The following is a 20,655-nucleotide window of genomic DNA, read 5'->3' as shown; positions in this document are numbered from 1 at the left end:
GGGGGTCAGCCGGCGATGGCCAGCCGGTAGATCTGGGGGAAGGTCAAAAGCAGCAGGAAGGCCGCGCCGAGCAGGGCGATGGGGATGACCATGGCGGTGGTGCGGCCGTTGGCCTCGGCTTTGGCGGCGGCCAGGGCCTGGCCGCGCATGGAGGCGGCCTTGCTGATGAGGGTGTCCAGGACGCGGGCGCCTTCCTGCCCGGCGAGGGCGGCGATGTCAGCCAGGTTGGTGAGCTCGGCGATGCCGACCTGCTCGCCCAGCCGGGCAAGTCCTTCCCAGGCGGGCCGCTGGTTCCGGCGGGCCAGCTCCAGCACGGCGGTGATGCGGGCGAACGCCCAGCCGTCGCTGACCGAGGCGGCCTTTTCCAGGGCGTCGACGGGTCCGGCGCCGGCGCTGCGTTCCAGGGCCACCAGGTCGAGGTAGCCGGTGATGGCGTGCCGGAAGTCGGCCCGTCGGCGGGCGGCCTCGGACCGCACGGTCAGGTCGGGGGCGAAGAACAGCACCACCCCGCCGAGCAGGGACGCTCCGGCGGGCAGCGCCACGCCGGGGGTGCTACCTGTGGCCGCTATCAGCGCGGCGATCCCGGCGGGCAGCAGCAGGCCGAGCACGGCCAGGCCGAGCTTGGTGGCGAGGAAGCGTTCGACCGGGCGGCCGAGCAGCGCCAGGTCGCGGTGGGGGCACGGCAGCGACCCCAGGTGGGTGGCCATGAGGCGGCCGAGCCGCTGGGCCAGGTCGCCGCTGGTGTCGGGTGGGACGTAGTCGGCGCGCAGGCGGGCGACCGCCTCCTCCAGCCGGGGCGGGGCCGGCCGCAGCTCGCGCACCAGCAGGAACAGCCCGAACCCGATCAGGGCCCCGGCCAGCAGGAACAGGTTCATCGCACTCCCCCGGTGAGGAAGCGGCCGGGTGGGCGGGCGGTGCCGAGGCGGTGCAGCCACCACAGCCCGACGGCGTAGCAGGCGACGACGACCGCAAGCGCTATTTGTCCGGCGGTGGTGCCGAACGGGGCCACGTAGTCCCTGTTCAACGCGGCGAAGCCGCTGTAGCCGAACAGGAAGGCCATGATCCAGCGGACGGTGGCGCGGTGGCGGGCACGTTCGGCTTCGACCTCCCGCCGGGCGGCGACGTTGGCTGCGACCATGGCCGCCAGATTGGTCAGCACCTGCCGTACGCCGGCGCCGCGCCGGGACGCGGCGCGGATGAGCGCGGCGGCGATCAGGTCGGCCACCGGGTCGTCGAGGGCTTCGGCGAAGGCGCGCAGCGCCTGCTCGGTGTCCGCCCGGGCGGCGAGTTTGCGGCCCAGGTCGCGCACTTCGGCGGCGATCGCCTCGGGCGGGTGCTCGACACTGCGGGCCAGGGCGTCCTCGAGCCCGGAGGCGGCGCCGAGCAGGTCGGAAAGGCGCCGCGTCCACTGCTCCAGCCCTTCCAGGCGGGCGATGCGCGAGCGGGCGCCGCGCCCTCCCGTCAGGCGTGGCACGGCGAAGCAGGCGCCGATGGCGGCGAGGCCGGCGACGGGCCATCCGGTCAGCAGGAACACCGCGGGGCCGAGCAGGATCGCTGCCCCGGCCTGCCGGCGCACTGCGACGTCGCCGGCCGCGCGGGCAAGGGTGGCCAGGTGGCCGTCCGGCCTGGGCGGCGCCGGGGCCCTGCCGCGTACGGCGAGCACGAGGCAGACGATCCCGGCCGCGCCCAGCCCGCCGGCCAGCGGCGCGAGCAGCGCGCCGGTCATGACGCCCTCCACAGCACGGCGGGGTCGAACCCGGCGGCGACCAGGTCGTCCAGGCACTGCGGGGAGGTCGCCGGGATCGCACGCCCGTCGGGGCCGGGGCGGTAGATGTGGTTGCGCGCGGGCGTCGGCGTGTCGGCGGGCGGCAGCACCTCCAGCACCTCGGTGACGTAGCGGCGGTTGGTGCGCACGTCGCGGCGCAGGTGGACGACGAAGTCGACGGCCATGCCAACCAGCCCGTGGATGTCCTCGGAATCCAGCACGAGGCCGCCGGAGCGGCACAGCATGAGCAGGCGGGGGAAGACCTTCTCGGCGGAGTTGGCGTGGATGGTGCACAGCGAGCCTTCCTGGCCCGAGTTCATGGCCTGCAACATCGACCACGCCTCGTCGGCGCGGACCTCGCCGACGATGATCCGCACCGGGTTCATCCGCAGCGAGTGTTTGATCGCCGCATCAAGGGTGATCTGGCCGTGGCCTTCGCTGTTGGCTTGGCGTGACTCGAAGGCCACCACGTCGCGGTGCCGGTGCGGCAGCTGGTCCAGGTAGAGCTCGTACTCGCTTTCCAGCGTGGCGATCCGCTCGTCGGGGTCGATCTCGGCGGCCAGGGCCCGCAGCATCGTGGTCTTCCCGGCGTTGACCCCGCCGGTGACCAGGATGTCCTTACGCGCCCGCACCGCCGAGGCGAGAAACGACGCCTGCCCGGCCTCGAGAGTGCCGAGCTCGACCAGGTCGGTCAGGGTGACGTCGACGTGCCGGTGGCAGCGGATCGACACGTGCGGGCGCGGTGTGATCGCCATGACCGCCGACAGCCGCACCCGCTCCTTCAAGGCGGCGTTGAGCACGGGGGTGACGGTGGAGAACTCCCGGGAGGTCTGGCCGCCGTGGACGCCCCACATGCGGATCCGCTGAATGAGTTCCTCGTCGCTGCCGGCGACCGCCGGACCGCGTACCTTGCGCCCGTCGGCGTAGGTGACCCAGACCTCGCGGCAGCCGTTGATGTCGATGTTCTGCACCGCCGCATCGGCGATAAGCGATTGCAGCGCGCCCAGGCCGTAGCGCTCGTCCTCGACCGCGCGGACCAGACGGGCGTGCGTCCCGGGTGAGATGACGACGCCGTCGGTGAGTCGCTCTCGGGACCAGGCGGCGGTTGCGGCGTCGATGAGCTGGACGGCCTCCTCCCGGCCGGCCGCCCCTTCCAGGGCGTCGGCCACGCGGGCGCTGATGTCGCCGACCGCCGCACGGAACGCCACGTCGTCGAGGCCGTCGTCGGTCGGGGTGGGGATGCCGGGGATCGGCGGCAGGCTTCCCGGCCCGGCCGGGCGGGCGGCGGGGGCAGCGGGAAGGTCCTCGGCCAGCCACAGCGGGTGCTCACTCATGCTCGCCCTCCCCCAGACTCGGCACCCGCGGCGGGGCCGGAGTGAAGGTCGGGGCCGGCGCCGAAGGACGCAGGTGGCACCACCCCAACCGCGGCGACCGGCTGCTCCTCGGGTGCCGCTTCGAGGCGCTCCCGCAGTTGGGCCCCGAGGTTGCCCACCGTCCGCAGCAGGGAGGACATCTGCAACCGGCCGGCCCACCTTGTGCGGCCGGCGGCGCCGTCCGACAGGATGTGCGCGGCCTTCGGCAGCATTGGGACCGTCCCCAGGATGGGCGTCCCTCCGAGCGTCCGGCTGACCTCCGCCGCGGGGTAGGGCCCTTCGCCGATCAGGAGCAGGAAGCGGGGCGTGGCGGCGAGGGCGCCGCGGCTGAGCGCCTCGATCCGCGGCCCGGCCATCGCAACGAACCGCACCGTCGGCCGCAGCACGAGCACCACGGCGTCCGCAGCGGTGAGGATCGCGTACGGCACGCTCTCCACGCCGAGCGCGCCCACGTCCGCGATGACGTCGCGTCCGGCGGTCGTCAACACCTGGGCGATCTGCGGCCAGGAGCCCTTGATCTGCAGGGCCTGCCGCGGGTCGGCCACCCCGGGCAGCAGCAGCCTGCGCCGGGCGTCCCCATCCAGCGGAACGGCCTCCTCGGCCAGCTGCACCCGCGCCGCCTCCAGGTCGCGCGCGGCCGTCATGGCCACCTCGGCGACACCGATCCGGTACGGCTGCTGCCCGGCGAAGTAGCCCGGCAACACGCCGCCGCCCGACGGGTCGCATTCGGCGAGCAGCACCGGGTCGGGCCAGGTGAACGCGGCGGCCAGGCACACCGTGGTGACCCCGGGCGCCCCTCCAGGAGACGTGACCGCGATCAGCGCCATCCGCCCACCTCCGAGCAGGACGGCAGCGGTACGGCGGACACCAGGGCGGCGGCCGGCCCGCGCGAGCCGTACCGGCAGCAGCGCGGCCACCGCGCAGAGGAACCTCGGCCGATCACGCCGCGTCCCTGCGGGAGGTGAGGATGAGGGCGATGTGGCCACCCATGGCCTCCCGCGCGATGAAGCCGCCGGCCCCGGGGCCGACCAGCAGGTCGACGACTCGCACCCCGTCGGGGTCTGCCTCCCCCACCCGATCGACGACGGCGGCCAAGTCCTTCGTCACGGCCCTGGTTTCCTGCCCGGGGTCGGCCAGTTCGGCGGCGACCAGGACGCGGTCGCCGGCACGCAGGCCCCGGGCTGGAAGCTGACCCGGCTTGAGCGCGAGCGGCACCAGCTGCTGACCGGGGCCCGGCGTCATCGCGTCCGTCGTCTGCGTCTCCGCCAGGAGCGCGCCGGCCGTCAGGTCGGCGGCCGCGACCCGGCCGATTGTCTCCGGCAGCCGCCCCGCCGGGACGGTGGCGATCTGGGGGTCCGCCGAGATCTGTACCGAGGCCAGGTCGTCGGCGGTGATCACCTGGCCGATCGGGACGTCCCGGGCGACCATCAGCACGGGGCTGCGCCGGTCGAGTTCGGTGTAGGCGTACTGCCCGGCCAGCACGCCCGCCCCGATGAAGACCAAGACGAGCAGGAACATCGGCGACCGGCGCCGCCTCGGCAGGGGAAGCGGCGTGACCGTATCGCGCGTACGCGTGCGCACCATCGGAAGGGAACTCCTCAAATTTCAGTCGGTGACCAGGGCCTGCGCCTCGGCCACGGTCAGGGCGTAGGAGGTGGACCGGCTGATCGGCGCCAGCGGGCCTCCCGCTCCCCCAGACCCTCGCCACGTCGCGCCCCACACGACCGTCACCGACACCCGGTAGGCGTTTCGCGGCTGACCGGCCGACGACCGCTCATACAGATAGGTGCAGCCGCTGTCCTGCTCCTGTGGCGGGCGATGCGGGTCGTACGGCGTGCCGGGGCCGTCGCAGACGACGTCGGGCAAGCCCGCGCCCGGCGAGATGAGAAGCCGCCGCGGGGACGCCGTCACCTCGGCCCAGACAGCCCCGACGTGCACCCGTTTGGACTTGGTCGTCCACTGCCCCGAGCCGTTCAGCCAGAACCACTGCCGAATGCCGACCATCCCCGGACGGCCGCGCGGTGGCGCGGTGCTCACCTGCGGCAACGGCAGAGCCAGTTCCTTTACGGCCTGGCCCACCAGCATCTGCGGGGTCACCCCGGCTCCGCCACCCGGCCGAATCAGCCCGCAGTAGAAGTCGTCGCTGCCCTGAGGGAAACCATCGACCATCGGAGCGCAGTCGGCGTCAACTTCCTTCTTCGCCTTCCGCACCGGGGCCGGACGGACAGGGGCCCGGCCGGGCGATGTCTCCTTGGCCCAGATCGACCAGCCCTTGGGACTGCGGCTGGCTCCGGCCCCACTGCCGGGATCCCCATTGGCTACCGCAGCAGGTGAGGCAATCAGCGCGAGGACGAGCAGGGCGGTCACCGCGTGCACTTCGATTCCAGTGCCTTCTTCTGAAGGATGCGCCAGCGCCCGTCCGCACCCCTGCGCATCGTGGCTTCAACCGAGAAGTAAGGAGTGCTGAGCGTGCCCGGGATGAGCTTGTGGGTGCGTGAATCAGCTTCTCCTGTCCGAGATGCATCCATGCAGTCAAGGACGGTGGCCGTGTCGCCCTTCACCGTGACCTTCTTGACGTGCACGACAACCTCCCCCCATCCCTCGCGGTCCATCTCCTGGTAGCGCGCGATGCCCTTGAGCTCGCCCTCGACCTGGTCGTCGGTCTCGTACTGACTGAGCAGTCGCCGCGCCTCCTCGCGCGGCAAGGTGACAGCACGGGTGCTCGCTGGCCAGTAGGCGGTGTAGGCCTCGACGATGGCGTCCTCCACGGTGGTCGCCCGTGCAGAGGGCGCCGCCAGCGGAGGACTCCCGGTCGGCGAGGCGGGGGGTGTCGCCGTACGACCGACCTCCTGCGAGGCGGTGCAACCGGAGACGGCGGCCAAGAGAGCAAGGAATCCCACTCGCCACGTCACACAAGACACTTCAGCACTCTCTGTAGTCGAATAATTGCGCGCTGTAGGGTAAAGGGGCGGCCTGATTTAGATCAAGAGCAAATTGCGGTTGGCGACCCAGCTTTAGCTCCGCGCCTTCCTGCGGAGGTATGAGAGTCGCGCGCAGTGGCGGACAACACGTCGCAAGGATCACGAGAACCCATTGCTTACGCCGTGACATCGGACGCGAGAAACAGCGAGCTGAGCCGATGACCGTGAACTTTCCACCGGCATTTCGGTCGTCCCAATTCGCCAGGAAGCACGCAGCTCTCAGAGAGGCCCTGTTGCTCGTGATCGCGAGGGCTGATCCCTCTCCCTGACCGCCGACGAGGCTTTTCAGCCGGAAGGGCGACGAGCAGCTTGTACGCTTCTCCGTGGACGCCGCGACTACTCGCCGCAGGTCACGCGATGACGGCGATTGCCCATGGCTGGGACCGGAGGGAGGAGACAGAGGCAGATCGGAAAGCCCAGCGTTCTCACCAGCGCAACCGCGCCGAGAAGACGTGGAGCTGAGGGCGATTTCCTCTGGCTCTTTAGAGGGTTTACGGGCGTGACGTTTGTCGGGAGAGTCCCGCCTCGGCAGAAGGAGCCGCAAGCCGCGATGCGACTCTCACGGTTGGGAAGCGCGGCGAGTTACTCTCCTGCACCCATACGGGCCGAGTATTCCAGCAGGTACAGATCCGCCGGCAACACGATGTCGGCCGTCTCGACCACCTTCCCGCGCGACTCGTAGACCCGCTCGATCGTCAGCATGACGGAGCCCTGCGGGTGAGCGAGCTTTGCGCACTCCTCGGCAGTGCCCAATCGCGCTCCGACGGTCTCCCTCCAGTCGTCGATGGGGTGGCCGATGACGAGCATCCGCTCGGCCACACCTCGCCCGGCGTGCGGACCCTCCTCCGGCATAGCGATCGGCGTGCCCCTGGTGATCTCGAGCGGTTCCCAACTCGTGGAGAGCATGACGGGTTGTCCGTCCGCGGAGAAGAGGTACTCCGTACGGAGCACATCGGGCAGGTCCCCGGTCGGTTCGCCGAGGCCCAGCCGTTCCCGAATTGACGTGGGCGCCTGCGCGGTGTGTGAGGTGTAGTCCCATGCGGCCCGACGGCCCTGGGCTTCCATCTCCGCGGCGAAGGGGCTGCCGGAGCGGTTGCCTCGGTACCAGGCCCGAACGAGACGCTGAAGTTGGGGCTTGCTGCGCACGTAGGTGCCGGAGCCGGGCTTGGCCACAGCCAGGCCCTCGGAGACCAGAACTCGGGCGGCCTGCTTGGCGACCGCATCGGACACGCCGAACTCGCGCATGATCTCCGGACGGGACGGCAGGCGTGCGCCCGGAGGCAGCTCACCCGTGCTGATCTGCTGCCGGAAGTGTTCGACGATGCGCAGCCATAGCGGGCGATCGGAATCCATCGGAACAGGTTGACAGGCTGTGTCCCCAGGCTGCAAGCTGAGGACTCAGAACGTAAATCAGTGTCACCAGCTTAGGCGGTCTCCTCCCATGTACAAGCGAACTTTGCCCGGGCTCCCGGAGGCGGCCGACAAGGTGCGATCGTGGGCACGCAGCACTGCCAGCAGGCATCGCCCGGAACTCGCTGATCGGTGCGAGCGAGTGGTGTCCCGACTCGTCGCGAACGCGGTGCCCCGCACGCCCGAGGACGGGGTGATCGCGGTCACGATCACTCCGTCTGCCGGCCGCCTCCGGGTAGAAGTCCACGACCCGGGCGAACCCGTGGGAGGCGACGAGAAGGACGAATGGTCAGAGGTGTCGGAGCTCACGCCGTGGTACGGCAGCAGCCGTACTCGGAACGGGCACGTGACGTGGGCTGAGCTAAAAGGACCGGCGCCGTGATAGGTGCGATCCCCACGCTCTGCGCCGGGTGAGTCGTACGCACCTCGGTCGGCAAAGAGCCTGCGTGCAAGTCAGCACCTGCTTGAACAGGCGCATCGAAGCTGCCCCGCTGGTCGAGTTGTCACGACTGGCGGGGCTCGGGCGGCCCCACACCTGAGGGGGTCACGGGGCCGCCCGCCCTATCCGCACGCTGGCCGCCGAAAAAGCGAGCCCGCCGCGGCGACGAAACCACCGGACGGGCTCTTGAGATCAGGAATCGAGGTCCTGACCGTGAACAACGATCCCACACGTTCCGCCCAGCCCGACTCCGATGACGATTCGTCGTTTCGCCGACTCGTTGACGCGTACCGCGACGACTGGGTGGTCCGACGCCAACCATGGCTGTCGGCGACCAGGCGACGTCAGCTCCCCTTCGGTGTGCTCAGGAAGAGCGACCTGGCCATGACGATCGAGGCGTCCAATCTCGCCGACCTCGCGCGGCAGCTCGAAGAGCAGACCCGGCTCGCGAACGACCACCTGGTGAAGGAATGATCCCCCCGCCCTACCACGGCATCCACGTCCCTGACCCGCAACCCGGCGCGGAGGAGCTGCGGTGGCTGAAGCCGCAGCGCCGCTGCACCCACATCAGGGTACGGCGGCACACCTGCGAGTGCCGGCCCGCATATATGAGCTGTGTCAGGCCGGAGGCCTCGTCTTCGTCCGGCGGACCAACCGGAAGAAGACAGAGCTGGAGGTGGCGGAAACGGAGTGGCTGCTGACCGCCCGGGCGCAGGAGCTGTGGCAGAAGATCCTCACCGGCCGGAGCGTGTGAGCTGACGAGGGTGACGGCTGGCGTCACAGGCGGTGCAATCCGACCGGCGCAGCGTCAGGGGCGTGGTTGATGAGGTTCGAGACCCCGAACGCCCCGATGCTGCGGCGCTGCTGGACATGGCCGCTCAGGAAGCCTCCCTGCTGCGCAGCGGCCAGGACTGGGCGCGGTTTCTCGACCTGGCCGCCAAGCATCGCGGGTACGGTTTCGCCGCTCTCCTGCTCATCCGCGCGTCACGGCCGGACGCCACCATGCTGGCCGACTACGACTCCTGGCGACAGCTCGGCCGCCAGGTGCTCAAGGGCGAGCGAGGGATCCGCATCGTCCAGTCGAATGGCACGCGGCCGTCAACTGTGTTCGACATCGGCCAGACCACGGCCATTCCGTCCGCCGACAGCTGGGTACCAGGTGCGGCGCCGCTCGAACCTGGAGAGGCTCTGGCCTCGCTCTCCGATTTCGCTGGACGGCTGGGTTTCCCCGTTGTGCGGTCGCCGTACGACGGCGTGGCCCTGACCGTGCTTAGCAATGAGCACGGGCGCCGCTTCATCCGCGTCTCCGACCATCTGGACGACAACACCGCCGTCGCCGCGGTGGCCCACGAGCTGGCGCACGTCCTACTGAAGCACCCGGCCGAAGCCCCCGCCGTCACCTCGCCCGTCTGCCGGGGCATCGCGAAGCTTCAGGCGGACTCGGTCGCGTACCTTGTCCTGCGGCGGCTCAGCATGGACGCCCACGGGATCGGCTTTCCGAGCGTGTCCAGCTGGGCGGGGGCCGACCCCCGGGCTCCGCGCTTCGGCACGATGCTCGCGGTCGGCGACCGCGTCCTCCTGACCGCGTCGCTCGTCACCACGCACATGGACAGCGCGTCACGCACGACGACCGACGTGCAGCAGGGTCGGACAAAGGACGTACGCCGAGCGGAGCCGGATACTGCCCAGGCCCTCGAGGCGACGTCTTCGGCGGCGCGGATGCGTGGGATTCACCGTCAGGCCGAACAGTTCTTCGCGGCCCAACTGAAGGGTGGCTGGGCCGTGCCGTACCTCGGCAAGCGCGGCATCGACGCGCAGACGGCCAGGGCATGGCGGATTGGATACGCCCCGGGTGGGCGGAAAGGGCTGGTTGCGCACCTCCGCGGCCGCGGGTACGAGGACGCGGTGCTTGAAGCGTCCGGCTTGGCCAGACGGCGCGGTTCCCGTCTGGTCGATGCGTTACAGGACCGCATCGTGCTGACTCTGCGGACGCCGGAGGGCGGCATCGCCGGATTCATCGGCCGCCACTCTCCACGAGGTCACGGACCGAAGTACCTTGCCAGCCGCGGCTCGGCGAAGGGCAATGTGTTGTACGGCCTGGCGGAGAACCGGCAGGCCCTTGCCGCCGGTGCCCGCCCTGTCATCGTCGAGGGCCCGTTCGACGCCATCGCGGTCACCCTCGCCGGGCGCGGGCGCTATGTGGGCGTGGCGACCTGCGGGACGGCCCTCTCTCCCGCTCAGGTCGACGCCCTCGGACAGGTCTGCGACCTGGGCACGACCGGGGCCGTGATCACGTTCGACGGCGACTCGGCGGGGATGCGGGGTGCCGTCAAGGCGTTCGAACAGCTGCGAGGCGCGGAGGCCGTACGTCTCCCAGAGGGGAGGGACCCCTCGGCGATCCTGGCGCAGGACGGCCCCGCCGCACTGCACCGGCTGCTGGACCGCAGCCGGGTGCCGCTTGCCGACATCGTGGTCGACGCCGCGCTCGCGCGATTCCCGCGCTTGCAGTTTGCCGAAGACCGGATGCGTGCCCTGCAGGCCGTCGCCCCGATCGTCGCGGGCCTGCCGTCGGGACAGGTCGCCCGCCAGGTCGTCCGTACGGCCACGCGATTGGGGCTGGAGGCTACGACGGTCAACGATGCTGTCGTGAACGCCGTCGAGCAGGCACGCTTGCAGTCAGGACGGGTGACCCAAAGCTTTAACCCGGTCGACGTGGCTGGCCTCGATGCCCAGCCTGGGCACGCCAAGCCATATGCCGAACCAGCAGTCGCCCGTCCGACCTCCTCGGCACACCGGCCTCCATATTCTCTTCGCCCGAAAACATGATCAGTGGGCAACTCGAAGTCTGGACGCTTCGATCACCCCACGTGCGGGGAGGATCCTGGATATTGACCTGTAACGGTCGTACACCGGCTCACCCCCACGTGTGTGGGGAGGACGCCCGGCAGGCTGCTGGCGAGGTAGGTGGAGCGGGCACGTGCGTGGAGAGGACGAACTCGGCGCCCAGGCGGTGAATGTCGGCCTCGGCTCACCCCCAACTGCGTGGGTGTCCGTGGCCTTGTAAAAGTAGCCGCAGGTGGCCGGGTTGAGGTCACCGCCGGTGGCCAATTTTAAGTCCCCACTCGTCTTCGTGCGTGTTCGCGTGTCGTGGGGAGGGGTGTGCCCCTGAACGGTGATCGTGACGGTGTCAGCCAGTCACAAGATCAACGCTCAGGCAGTCTGCCCAGCGCGACCAGCGCGCCGAACGACGACTCACCCCCACGTGCGTGGGGAGGACGCCTGGAGGTGGCGCTGGTACTCGGCCACACGCGGCTCACCCCCACGTGCGTGGGGAGGACGTGGCATGGCGCCACATTAGGGTCTGACTCCAGGGCTCACCCCCACGTGCGTGGGGAGGACACCCTGATGCGCCCCGTGGAGGTGAGAATCACCGGCTCACCCCCACGTGCGTGGGGAGGGCGTGTCGAGGCTGCGGCGCATCGCCGGGCCGACCGGCTCACCCCACGCGCGTGAGGAGGACGTGCCCCGCGTCGAGATTCCGTACGTCGGCACCGGCTCACCCCCACATACGTGGGGCGGACTCCACCTTGAAGTGGCCGCGACCGGTCTCGTCCGGCTCACCCCCACGTGCGCGGGCAGGACAGCCGCGTCACCTCGTCGCGGTAGGGCGTCCCCGGCTCAGCCCGACGGGCGTGGGAGGACGGCAGCTCCATCAGCCGGTCGTGCCGTGCCTGCGGCTCACCCCCACGTGCGTGGGGAGGACTCATAGCAAGCCCATGTTTCCTTACCACCGTCCGGCTCACCCCCACGTGCCTGGGGAGGACTCATAGCAAGCCCATGTTTCCTTACCACCGTCCGGCTCACCCCCACGTGCGTGGGATGACCAGTTCGGCCCGTACGAGGTGCCCGCCTACGGTGGCTCACCCTCACGTGCGTGAGGATGCCTTCCGCAGCGCCTCACTCGGCTCCCCGGAGCGTCGGCTGACCGCGACGGACGACGATTCTTCAGGACCAGCTCGGCCTCTTACGACTCACCCCCCACAAGCGTGGGGAGGACGGGTGATGTCCTCGACCCGGAACTGGAACATCGGTCACCCCCACGGCGTGGGGAGGACAACATTGCGGCAGCGGGATCCTGCCCACCTGCGGCTTACCTCCAGGTGCGTGGGATGGAACCCTCGAAATCGCTGTCGTCCTCGGTCGGCTCTCTCACCCCCACGTGTGTGGGGAGAACGGTTCCGCGCCTCGTGCTCCGCGGCTCACTGCTCACCCGCGTGGGACCGACTCGGCCCGCTTGAAGAGGTCCTCGCCCAGCCACGGCTCACCCCCATATTTGTGGGGAGGACGTTAAGCCCGGCTGGACGCCCAGCTCCGTCTTCGGCTCACCCCCACGTGCGTGGGAGGACACACTCGCGCGTCGCGCGTACGCGCGTCGCACCGGCTCACCCCAGGCGCGCGTGGGGAGGACGCGGCCGTCGTCGCCTACCTCGTCCTGCACTTTGGCTCACCCCCACGTGCGTGGGAGGACGCTTCCCAGGACAGGGGGAACCCGGCCTCGTACGGCTCACCCCACGTGCATGGGGAGGACTCCTGCCCGCCGTTGGTCTCGGTCTCCGGCTCCGGATCACCCCCACATGCGTGGGGAACGCCCTAAAGGCAGTCAATGCACACGATTTCCTGTGGGTCACCCCAGAGCTGGGAGAGCTGCCCCATGGGCTCTTCAGTTGTCAATCTGCGACTTGCTGATCACCGCGCTGCGGCGAGACTGATTAGGCCGCAGCCGTAAGCCTTGCCCCGGCCGACGCCGTCTCGGACAGCCGACGCGAACAGACCTGGGTCTGTGACAATCAGATGACCGTCGTACCGGACGTGATCGATGGTAACTTTCTGCGCCTCATCGCCGAAGTAGGTCTTCCCCTGCATGCGGAACGCCGGGGAGGGTGCGACGTCGGGTCGGCCGTTTCTGCCCGCTGGGACGACGAACCCGTTGCGTTCCCCCTGGCGGATCATCCAGTCGATTTGAGCCTCGGGGGTGCGGTGAACGACGCGGCGCGGTTGATCCCGCTTGCCTTGCTCAGCTCGCGCGCTCTGCTGTTTCTCGTCGCGCTTGACGGCTCTTGTGGGGTTGGCGACCAGGCGGAACGCGAAGCGTCGGCCACCCGTGATGGCGTCGAAGAGAGGTCGCAGATCCCGCACCTGGTGTGGTTCGGTGAGGTAGTGCTGCGGCAGGCGGGACCAGTCGGGCTCGACACGACTTTGCACATATAGGAGGTAGCCCTGCTGGCTGGGGTCCAGCCTCCAGAGCACGCCATGCTTTTGCCGTGGCGGCTGCTCGTCGTCGACCTGCGGGAACGCCGCCATTACGGTGCGGTGCATCTGATGCACGTCGGCGAAGTCGCGGCGGAACTCCCGCGAGGTCACGTCAATGTTGAGCTTGCTCAGGAACACCCGAGTCTCCTGCTGAAATCATGTCCTCAGTGAGTGCGACGTACCCGGGCAGTACAGCGCGGGTGGTGAAGCGCCGGTCGTGCCGGACAAGGGAAATGGGCTGGTCGTGTCTCGGTTCGGCTCCGGGGACGGCCGGGTCGCAATCGATCATCGTGCGCAGCTCGATGGTCTCGCCGCGCTGAAGGTCGGCGAGCGCCCAGGCGCGGGCTTTGGGGCGTGTTTCGAGCCAGGGGTGATCATGCAGGACCGTGTCGAGGGGCTTTTCCTGGAGGCCTTCACCGGTGCGTGGTCCCCCGGGACGGCCTGAGCGGGTCAGCGGGCGGGCCGGCACGAAGGGCTTGCGTCCGAAGCACAGCGGCCAGTGCGGGCGTTGCACGGCCGCGGCGGCTCTGGTGATCGTGGCTTCGTCTCCTTCGAGCACGACGAGGAACAGCGCGTCGGCGAGGTAGTAGCGCTCGCTGACCACGGTGCGGTGGCCCGTGCCCGCGGTGGTGGGGACGTTTTGGGCTGTGTGGTAGTCCCGCTCGAGGATGCCTTCGCGATCCACGCGCACGGCCATGCGTAAGCCGGCGAGCCGGCCCAGTTCCTTCTCGTCGTCGCGGGGGATGCCGAGGGCGGCGCCGAGCAGCCCCACGATGCCTGACTTGGTGGGTTCTCTGGTGGTCTCCCGCATGGTGAAGCGGGATCGGATGCCCCAGGACTGCATGGGTGCGTCGAGGCAAAGTGCCAGGGAGAGGGTCATGGCTCAGGCCTTGAGGGAAGCCAGGACGCGGTTGCTGAACTCCTCCAGGGTCGTGGCCCGTTCGGCTTCGTCGATGCCGGGGAGCGTGCCGGTGACCGATGCGGCCGTCACGGACAGGTCCTTGCCTCCGTAGAAGTTGCGCAACTGTCCCAGGTGCTCGATGAGCCGCTGGGTGGACAGGGCCATCAGGTCGGGGCCGGTGACCGGCTTGAGGAAGGCGTTGGCCAGGTTCCAAGCTCCCGTCTCGCGGGTGACGCCGATCAGCGTGTCCGGCATGGTGCGGGCCGCCATGGAATTCTGCTTGCCGGTGGGGACGGCGTGAACGAGGGCGTACAGCCATGCCTGTGCCGTACGTGCGGCCAGATCGGCGTCTCCGCCGAGGTTCTTGTTGAGCTGGCCCAGGTCGAGGTTGGCGTATCGGTAGTAGCAGGCGCTGTTGAAATCGACCGTGCCGATCATATCGGCGCCGGATTCGTCCTGCGGCTTGAGGTCGTCGACGGCGGTGTAGTAGTCGAACTCGTTGGCCACGGCGTGGGTGGACAGGGCATGGGCCACCTGGGAGGCGGCCTCGACGCTGAAGTCCTTGTTGTCGGCGATCATCCGCCCGAACAGTGCGATGTCGGCGACTTTCTGGGCATCCAGGATCTTCTGTGCCTCTGCCAGGGTCGCCTTGTCCGGCTTGATCTTCTTGCTCTTGGCGGGAGTCTCCGGCTCGGTAGAGTCCCCGTTCTTCTTCTTTTCTGCCGCCTTCTTCGCCTCCGCCGCCTTCTGTGCGGCGGCCTTCTCAAGCTTGTCCCACTCACGCTCGCAAAAGTCGGCCAGCAGTTCGCTCGCGCTGCGGCCGACGAACAAGAGGTATTGGGTGAGCCTGGTCTCGGCGTCGATACCGAAGCCAAGGGCCTCCAGGCCGGCTCCCGCCACGACCTGACTGCGCTCCCCGTCGCGGCCGTGCCGTTCGGCAAGCAGCTTTGCTGCATTGTCCAGGAGTCGCTTGGTGCGCACGCCTGTCTCGTCGACGCTGAGCCCGTACTGGTTGAACAATCCCCTGGCTGCTCTCTTGAGGCTCTGGCTGGAGATGCGCCCGCGGGTGACCCCGCCGAAGGTGGCCGTCTTGGGCTGCCCGATGTCGTCGCGGTTGAGGTTGCTGACCGGGAACGACTGCAGCAGGTGAAGCTCGATGATCACTAGTTCTCCTGGTGGGGGGACTGGTTAGGCAGTCGGGGCGACGGGGGCGTTCGCCGGGGTTTGGCGGAGCTGGCGATGGAAGTCGCGGGCCCACGTCAGCCGTACGCGGTGGGCGCGCTCGGGATCGTGGTGCTCGCTCATGAGGATCACCACGTCGTCCAGCAGCCGGTCGTAGTCGAGCGGGATGTTTTCGGTGTGCAGGAGTTGCACGGCCTGCCGGAGGTAGTGCGGCAGGGCTGTGCGGTCGACGCCCAGCAGCTGCAGGAATCTGCGTTCCGCGGAGCTTCGGCGTTCCACGAGCCGCCTCATGGACACGCCAATGGAGCGGGACGGCGGGCGTTGCGCACCTGACGGGCCGGGCGAGGTCCGGGGCCGAGGCTGAGGATGCAGCGCGAACAGACCGGCCACGAGCAGCCATGCCTGCTGCTCCTCGATCGGCGGGTCGTAGGGAAAAACCACCGCGTACGCGTCCGCCTCCTGACGGCCGCCAGCGAGGGAACGGCGCAGCAGGGCCAGGTCGCGCCGGGCCTCGGCGCTCTGATACTGCCGCCCGGACTCGAGCTTGGCGTGCAATCCGTACAGGTGGTTGACGAATCGGCGGCGCCGTTGGCGGATCTCCTCCAGTGAGGACGCTTGGGGGATCAAGAAGAGACCTCCTCGTCGACGTAATTCATGGCCTTGGCGGCGAACACTTCCGTGAGGTGGTGCAGCGCGCCTGTGAACCTGCCGAACTGCTTGCCGGCTTCGGAAAGGTTGCGCCCCTTGCGCGGCGATCCGTAGGCCCAGCGGTCGGCGACGGCGGTGGCCGCCTTCCGCACGGCCCGCGCCCATCCCTCGATCGCGTCCGTTTCCGGTTGCCCATTGCGGCGTGCCTCGGCCAGCGCGCGCAGGAACTCGTCGAAGGGCTGGGGGAGCTGCGTCCAGTACGGAAGGTCGATGCCCACGCTGCGGTCCGCGTGCATCGCCGCGCAGAAGTCGTGATCCATGTCACGAAGGGCGCCAGCGACCTGGTCGGCGAGATCGACGGCGTGGCCGATGATGGGGCCGACCGGCGCGTGGCGCGCGCGCAGCAGCGCGACCGGCGCGGAGACGGCCTCTTCCGCCCACGACTCCACCACCGCGCCCTTGGATCCGAGCTGCTGTCCGAAGACCCGGATCGTGTAGACGGTCTCCTCTGGGATCGTCTCGCTCTCGACGAGGTCCGCGATGTGGTCCAGCGGGCGGGGCCGGCGCCGCGTGTCCTCGTCCCCGGCCAACAGGAACGCCTCCGCATGCCGCCAAATCCCACGGCGCCCATCCAGGCGCACCGCGCGGAAGTCCTCGCGTTTCTTCTGCCTGGCCTTGCGCGGCGGCCGGCGGAAGGCGGCCATCAGCTCGATGTCCGCCAGGTCGCCTCGCAGACGCGTACCGGGGGTGATGACGACCTTGTCGACGGCTACGCCGGTGCCGTCGACGTGCGGGTGCAGAAGCACGCGCCGGGATGGCCAGGTGAGCAGGTCGGTCCACCCGAGGGGGGACCGCTCGTCCGGCTCCGGGTCGGGAGGGGAGTCTGCCTCCCACGGCGGCCGGTCGTCCGGGGAGGTGGGCTCCGGCTGCTCCCGCTCGGGGTTGTAGATCGGCATGTTGAGCAGCAGGGTCTCGTGGAGCGTCGCGCCTTCGACCAGCACCATTCCGAACTGGTTCGCCGGGGCGCGTTCCGATGACTTGACCTTCGTGTAGGGGGTCTTCAGGCCGCCCGGGTCGTACGCGTGGACCGTCACCAGCCACTGCGCGGCCTCCGCGGGTTCGAGGGCGACGCGATCATGTGCGGTGGTGTGATCGAACAGTGTGACGTTGTTGCCGACGGCGCGGCTGGGTACGAGCTTGGCCGCGCCTGTCGGCTCGCACGTGGCCAGGGCCGGGCATTGCAGGAATGGCCGGTCGGGATCGAACAGATCGAAGCGCCTGGGGTGCTGGGACAGGTAGTCATCCAGCTGTTTCCGAGCGAACTCCCCGTTCCACAAGGCTGCCCATGTCTCGCTGTCGGCTGGCCCATAGGCGCGATGTGCGAAGGCGAGCACCAGGCGGTAGAGCGCGGCCGTCACCGTGGGGGTCTCGGCCGACAGCCGCCTGATGTCACGTGCCTCCAGTAACAGCTGCCGCAGCCCCAGGCAATCGGGTGAGCCGTTCCTACGTTCGACTGGCAGCCACGGCTCCTCGACGAGATCGAAGGTCACGTTCGCCTTCCTGTTGTCCGGCGTCATTCACCTGTGTCCGTTCTGAGCAGCTCGTCGACGACGAGTCCGAGGCGTGGGCTGTACCTCATCTGGAAGGCACCCAGGGCCGCGCGGCCATCACGAAGGACCAGCGCCCGGTGCGCACGCAGCCAAGGCGTCCGCGTGAAGACCGCAGGAATCGGCACCTCATTGATGGCCTCGACGACCTCGTAGGGCACCTCGGAGGGCGCGGTGAGGCGCACGCTGGAGTCGAGCAGTTGGGCGACCAGCTCGGGTGTCGGGGGCGTGCCGGCGTCAAAATCGACAGCTATGTTCCCTTCGAGCGGGATGAGCTCCCCGCTGACCGGCCCTTCACGGAGGAGCACCACCGCGACCGTCGCGTCGATGCTTTCGGAGAAGCCGAGCGCGTCGGTCATGACGGGCGTCCTTCCCTGCGGGTCTGGCGGGAGCTTCCCGCTCGCCCGGTCATATCCCTGAGCGGCATGTCCCGGCGTGGCCAGGGCAGATAGAGCACGCGGGCGTCGAATCGCTGGTTGGCGTGCGACCTCTCCAGCGTGAGCGCCGCCTCAGCAAGGGCCGTCCACCCAGGCGGACAGGTCACCGGCTGCGGCCCGTACACCTTCTCGATCAGTTCGGCCACGTCGCCTGGCGAGTGGATCGCCGTACGGTCTCGCAGCAGCGCCCACGTACGCCACGTGAACGCCTTCGGATAGATGCTTCCCGTGTAGGGGGGAAGCTTCGGCCCCTTGTCGGTCTCCTCGACCCCGGTAATGGCCAGCGTCAACTCCGTCAAGTGCGCGGGGCGGGGATGCGCGTCTCCGCGACGGTGCACACGGCCCATGCGCTGGATGAGGCTGTCGATCGGGGCGAGGTCGCTGACGAGCAGGTCGAAGTCCAGATCGAGGCTGGATTCCAGCACCTGGGTGCCCACGACGATGGCACGAGCCGGCCGAGCAACCTCGCCTCGTCGCCCCTTGCACGGACTGTCCAATTCCTCTTCCCGGGAAGGAGGACCGAAGGCGCGACGAAGCTGATCTTCAACCTCGGACCGCGCCTTCGCCGACAGCTGGCCGGTGATGACGTACAGCTCCGGCCGTTCCTCGGCCGGGAGTCTGCTGATGGCTTCCTCGAGGGCAGCCTGCGTCTTCTCGACACGTCTCACCAGATTGTGAATCACGGCGACACAGCCGCCGCGACGTACCTGTTCCAGCAACCAGGTGACCATGTCCTCATCGGGGACCCGGATCACGGTCATGCGCCGATCGGCGTTGAGGCCGCTGACAGCGGTCGGGACCGTCCTGCTTGTCTCGGCGGTCGCGTAGGTGATGCGAGGGTAGGCGACCGTGGCGTCGAGGGCAGGGCTCGTCACGTTGTCGCCGAGCAGCCCCGTACGCCAGCTGCGGACAAGGTCATTACGCCGGTGGGCCGGCAGCGTGGCCGACAAAAGGATCACCGATACGCCGAGGAAGCCCAGCCACTGCAGGACCCGGTCCAGCATCGTGGACATGTACGGGTCATAAGCGTGCACCTCGTCGATCACGACGACCTTGCCGGACAGCCCAGTCATCCTGACAAAGACGTGGCGCGACCGGATCCCCGCCATCAGCACCTGGTCCACCGTGCCGACCGCGACCGGTGCCAACAGCCCTCTCTTGCGGGTGAACCACTCACGTGCGTCCGCCGCGACGGCCGGGTCCCCGTCCTCATCCACGGCGCTCGGCTGGAGGGCCTCGTCCTCCTGGTTCCGCATCCGCTCCGCGATAAGGAAGTCCTCCGCGCTGCTGTGCAGCAGTCGCACGGCGAGTTCGGGCTGGTGCCTATTGATGAGGTCATTGATCTCGCGATAGGCCTGATTGCTGGTTGCCCTGGTCGGGGTGGCGAAGTACAGCCCATCGCCAGAGCCGGAGCCCGGGCGGGAACGTGCCAAGCGTGCGGCAGCCTGCAGCGCGGCCTTCGTCTTCCCCTCGCCGGTCGGAGCCTCCACGATCAGCATCAGTGGAGCCTCGAGCTCATCGGTGATCTGTTCGACGTCGAGCTGCATCTGCCGAGGGTCCTCACCGAAAAGGCTCTTGTACCGGGCCCCTTCCGGCGGCTCCCAGGGGACCCACTCGAGCCGCCTCACGGCTTCGCGGGCCTGCTTCGCCGCGCGCTCGACGTAAGCAGCCAGGTCGACGTCGGCTCCGGCGTAGGGGAAGTTGCTCTCAGCGGAGGCGATCCAGTCGGAGACCGAGGTCAGTCCCGACAGGACCACCAGCAAGTCGGTCTCGATGTGCAGCTGCGCCCATGCCGCCTTTGCCGGCTTCGGCAGGTTCCGCAACTGGAGAACGTGCTCCGCGAATTCGACGCACCAGTCCTTCCAGAGGTCACCTCCGTGGTCGCGGACGCCGCTCCGGGCCTGCCGCAGGGTCTCGCTCCTCAGGAAGGAGCCGTGGTGCCCGCCGATCGCATTCGCCAGGTCCTGAGCCGTGCGGGCGCTGGCTCCCCACGCCCTGAGCATCGGTTCGACCCGCACCGCCGTCAGGACTCCATGCGGAGTATCAATACGTCCAACACGCTTGTAATCCGGCATCCGCCGGATGGCACCAGCCGCGGGCTCCCCCATCAACCGCACCGCCACATCGGCTCTCAGCGCCTGGAAGGCCGGCGACAACTTTCCAAGGTCATGAAGCCCACAGAAGAACGCCACCCACATACGCGCCTCACCGATCGGCGCGAACACTGAGGCGAACCTCGAGCGGAGCCGAGCGCTCAAGAGCTTGTCAAACAGCAGCTCCGCCACCGCCATGGTGTCGATCGCATGGCAGATCAGAGGATGCGGAACGTCGCTGTTGCCCAGCTTGCCCCAAGGAGCTCGCAGATCGATGACATGACTCAAACAGCACCATCCATCACTAGCAGGGCGGAAGGAAAGGAACTCGTCCCCGTAGGGCACGCCCCCACCACAGTGGGGAACTTGGCCAATAATCAGCTCGTACTGGCACACCCCCAACAACCCGGGGAGGCACCCTTCGGGAGCATTCGCCAGACACGCCCAGGGCATCACCGCTCTTGGCCGCCCCTCGCACGAATGTACGAGAGGACTATTGCCTGCGCCAG

18 protein-coding genes are annotated in these 20,655 nt (G+C 69.0%); 3 read left to right on the top strand and 15 right to left on the bottom strand.

Annotated elements, in window-relative coordinates; all coding sequences use genetic code 11:
• Positions 1 to 5 precede the first annotated feature (5 nt).
• The 8 genes from ACIBK1_RS33045 to ACIBK1_RS33010 form a co-directional block, all read right to left on the bottom strand.
• Complete coding sequence (locus ACIBK1_RS33045; RefSeq protein ID WP_142652584.1) at positions 6 to 875, bottom strand: type II secretion system F family protein; 870 nt, start codon at positions 873 to 875, stop codon at positions 6 to 8.
• The gene (locus ACIBK1_RS33040; protein ID WP_142652583.1) at positions 872 to 1,726 is read right to left on the bottom strand and encodes a type II secretion system F family protein; all 855 of its coding nucleotides are present in this window, start codon (positions 1,724 to 1,726) and stop codon (positions 872 to 874) included. Before ACIBK1_RS33040 ends, ACIBK1_RS33045 begins: the two co-directional genes overlap by 4 nt.
• Positions 1,723 to 3,099, bottom strand: a complete 1,377-nt coding sequence (locus ACIBK1_RS33035) for a CpaF family protein (protein WP_142652582.1) — start codon at positions 3,097 to 3,099, stop codon at positions 1,723 to 1,725. Before ACIBK1_RS33035 ends, ACIBK1_RS33040 begins: the two co-directional genes overlap by 4 nt.
• Positions 3,096 to 3,965, bottom strand: coding sequence for a hypothetical protein (locus tag ACIBK1_RS33030; protein WP_142652581.1), 870 nt, complete (start codon positions 3,963 to 3,965; stop codon positions 3,096 to 3,098). Before ACIBK1_RS33030 ends, ACIBK1_RS33035 begins: the two co-directional genes overlap by 4 nt.
• 112 nt (positions 3,966 to 4,077) lie before the next feature.
• Positions 4,078 to 4,722: an SAF domain-containing protein gene (locus tag ACIBK1_RS33025; protein ID WP_142652580.1), complete on the bottom strand. Its 645-nt coding sequence runs from the start codon at positions 4,720 to 4,722 to the stop codon at positions 4,078 to 4,080.
• A gap of 21 nt (positions 4,723 to 4,743) precedes the next feature.
• Positions 4,744 to 5,307: a hypothetical protein gene (locus ACIBK1_RS33020; RefSeq protein ID WP_142652579.1), complete on the bottom strand. Its 564-nt coding sequence runs from the start codon at positions 5,305 to 5,307 to the stop codon at positions 4,744 to 4,746.
• A 194-nt stretch (positions 5,308 to 5,501) separates the two neighbouring features.
• Positions 5,502 to 5,906: a hypothetical protein gene (locus ACIBK1_RS33015; RefSeq protein ID WP_328854082.1), complete on the bottom strand. Its 405-nt coding sequence runs from the start codon at positions 5,904 to 5,906 to the stop codon at positions 5,502 to 5,504.
• A gap of 795 nt (positions 5,907 to 6,701) precedes the next feature.
• Positions 6,702 to 7,472 (bottom strand): GntR family transcriptional regulator, encoded by a 771-nt coding sequence (locus tag ACIBK1_RS33010; RefSeq protein WP_142652550.1) that lies wholly within the window; start codon positions 7,470 to 7,472, stop codon positions 6,702 to 6,704.
• Positions 7,473 to 8,181: 709 nt separating this feature from the next.
• Here ACIBK1_RS33010 and ACIBK1_RS33005 point away from each other — a divergent pair.
• The 3 genes from ACIBK1_RS33005 (at position 8,182) to ACIBK1_RS32995 (ending at position 10,794) form a co-directional block, all read left to right on the top strand.
• Positions 8,182 to 8,442 carry a hypothetical protein gene (locus ACIBK1_RS33005; protein WP_142652551.1) on the top strand — a complete coding sequence of 87 codons (261 nt, stop codon included), beginning with the start codon at positions 8,182 to 8,184 and terminating at the stop codon, positions 8,440 to 8,442.
• 61 nt (positions 8,443 to 8,503) lie between these two features.
• Positions 8,504 to 8,722, top strand: coding sequence for a hypothetical protein (locus ACIBK1_RS33000; protein WP_142652552.1), 219 nt, complete (start codon positions 8,504 to 8,506; stop codon positions 8,720 to 8,722).
• 62 nt (positions 8,723 to 8,784) lie between these two features.
• Positions 8,785 to 10,794: a toprim domain-containing protein gene (locus tag ACIBK1_RS32995; protein ID WP_396739586.1), complete on the top strand. Its 2,010-nt coding sequence runs from the start codon at positions 8,785 to 8,787 to the stop codon at positions 10,792 to 10,794.
• Positions 10,795 to 12,714: 1,920 nt separating this feature from the next.
• On the opposite strand, the gene cas6e is transcribed toward ACIBK1_RS32995, so the two are convergent.
• Genes cas6e through cas3 form a run of 7 tightly spaced genes read right to left on the bottom strand, consistent with a single transcriptional unit; the run spans position 12,715 to position 20,434 of the window.
• On the bottom strand, positions 12,715 to 13,416 hold the full coding sequence (gene cas6e, locus ACIBK1_RS32990; protein WP_396739584.1) for a type I-E CRISPR-associated protein Cas6/Cse3/CasE: 702 nt from the start codon (positions 13,414 to 13,416) through the stop codon (positions 12,715 to 12,717).
• The gene (gene cas5e / locus ACIBK1_RS32985) at positions 13,391 to 14,158 is read right to left on the bottom strand and encodes a type I-E CRISPR-associated protein Cas5/CasD (RefSeq protein WP_142652556.1); all 768 of its coding nucleotides are present in this window, start codon (positions 14,156 to 14,158) and stop codon (positions 13,391 to 13,393) included. The genes cas6e and cas5e overlap by 26 nt, the downstream gene beginning before the upstream one ends.
• 3 nt (positions 14,159 to 14,161) lie before the next feature.
• Positions 14,162 to 15,343, bottom strand: coding sequence for a type I-E CRISPR-associated protein Cas7/Cse4/CasC (gene cas7e / locus ACIBK1_RS32980; RefSeq protein ID WP_142652557.1), 1,182 nt, complete (start codon positions 15,341 to 15,343; stop codon positions 14,162 to 14,164).
• Between the two features lie 24 nt (positions 15,344 to 15,367).
• On the bottom strand, positions 15,368 to 15,988 hold the full coding sequence (casB, locus tag ACIBK1_RS32975) for a type I-E CRISPR-associated protein Cse2/CasB (protein ID WP_205831249.1): 621 nt from the start codon (positions 15,986 to 15,988) through the stop codon (positions 15,368 to 15,370).
• Positions 15,985 to 17,559 (bottom strand): type I-E CRISPR-associated protein Cse1/CasA, encoded by a 1,575-nt coding sequence (gene casA / locus ACIBK1_RS32970; RefSeq protein ID WP_205831250.1) that lies wholly within the window; start codon positions 17,557 to 17,559, stop codon positions 15,985 to 15,987. The genes casB and casA overlap by 4 nt, the downstream gene beginning before the upstream one ends.
• Positions 17,560 to 17,582: 23 nt before the next feature.
• Positions 17,583 to 17,975 carry a hypothetical protein gene (locus ACIBK1_RS32965; RefSeq protein WP_142652560.1) on the bottom strand — a complete coding sequence of 131 codons (393 nt, stop codon included), beginning with the start codon at positions 17,973 to 17,975 and terminating at the stop codon, positions 17,583 to 17,585.
• The gene (cas3, locus tag ACIBK1_RS32960) at positions 17,972 to 20,434 is read right to left on the bottom strand and encodes a CRISPR-associated helicase Cas3' (RefSeq protein ID WP_328854080.1); all 2,463 of its coding nucleotides are present in this window, start codon (positions 20,432 to 20,434) and stop codon (positions 17,972 to 17,974) included. The genes ACIBK1_RS32965 and cas3 overlap by 4 nt, the downstream gene beginning before the upstream one ends.
• Between the last annotated feature and the right edge of the window lie 221 nt (positions 20,435 to 20,655).

Source organism: Microbispora rosea, from assembly GCF_044460045.1.
Classification (GTDB): Bacteria; Actinomycetota; Actinomycetes; order Streptosporangiales; family Streptosporangiaceae; genus Microbispora; species Microbispora rosea.
Note: the sequence above shows the minus strand (reverse complement) of the source record. Positions and strands in the feature narration are given on the sequence as shown.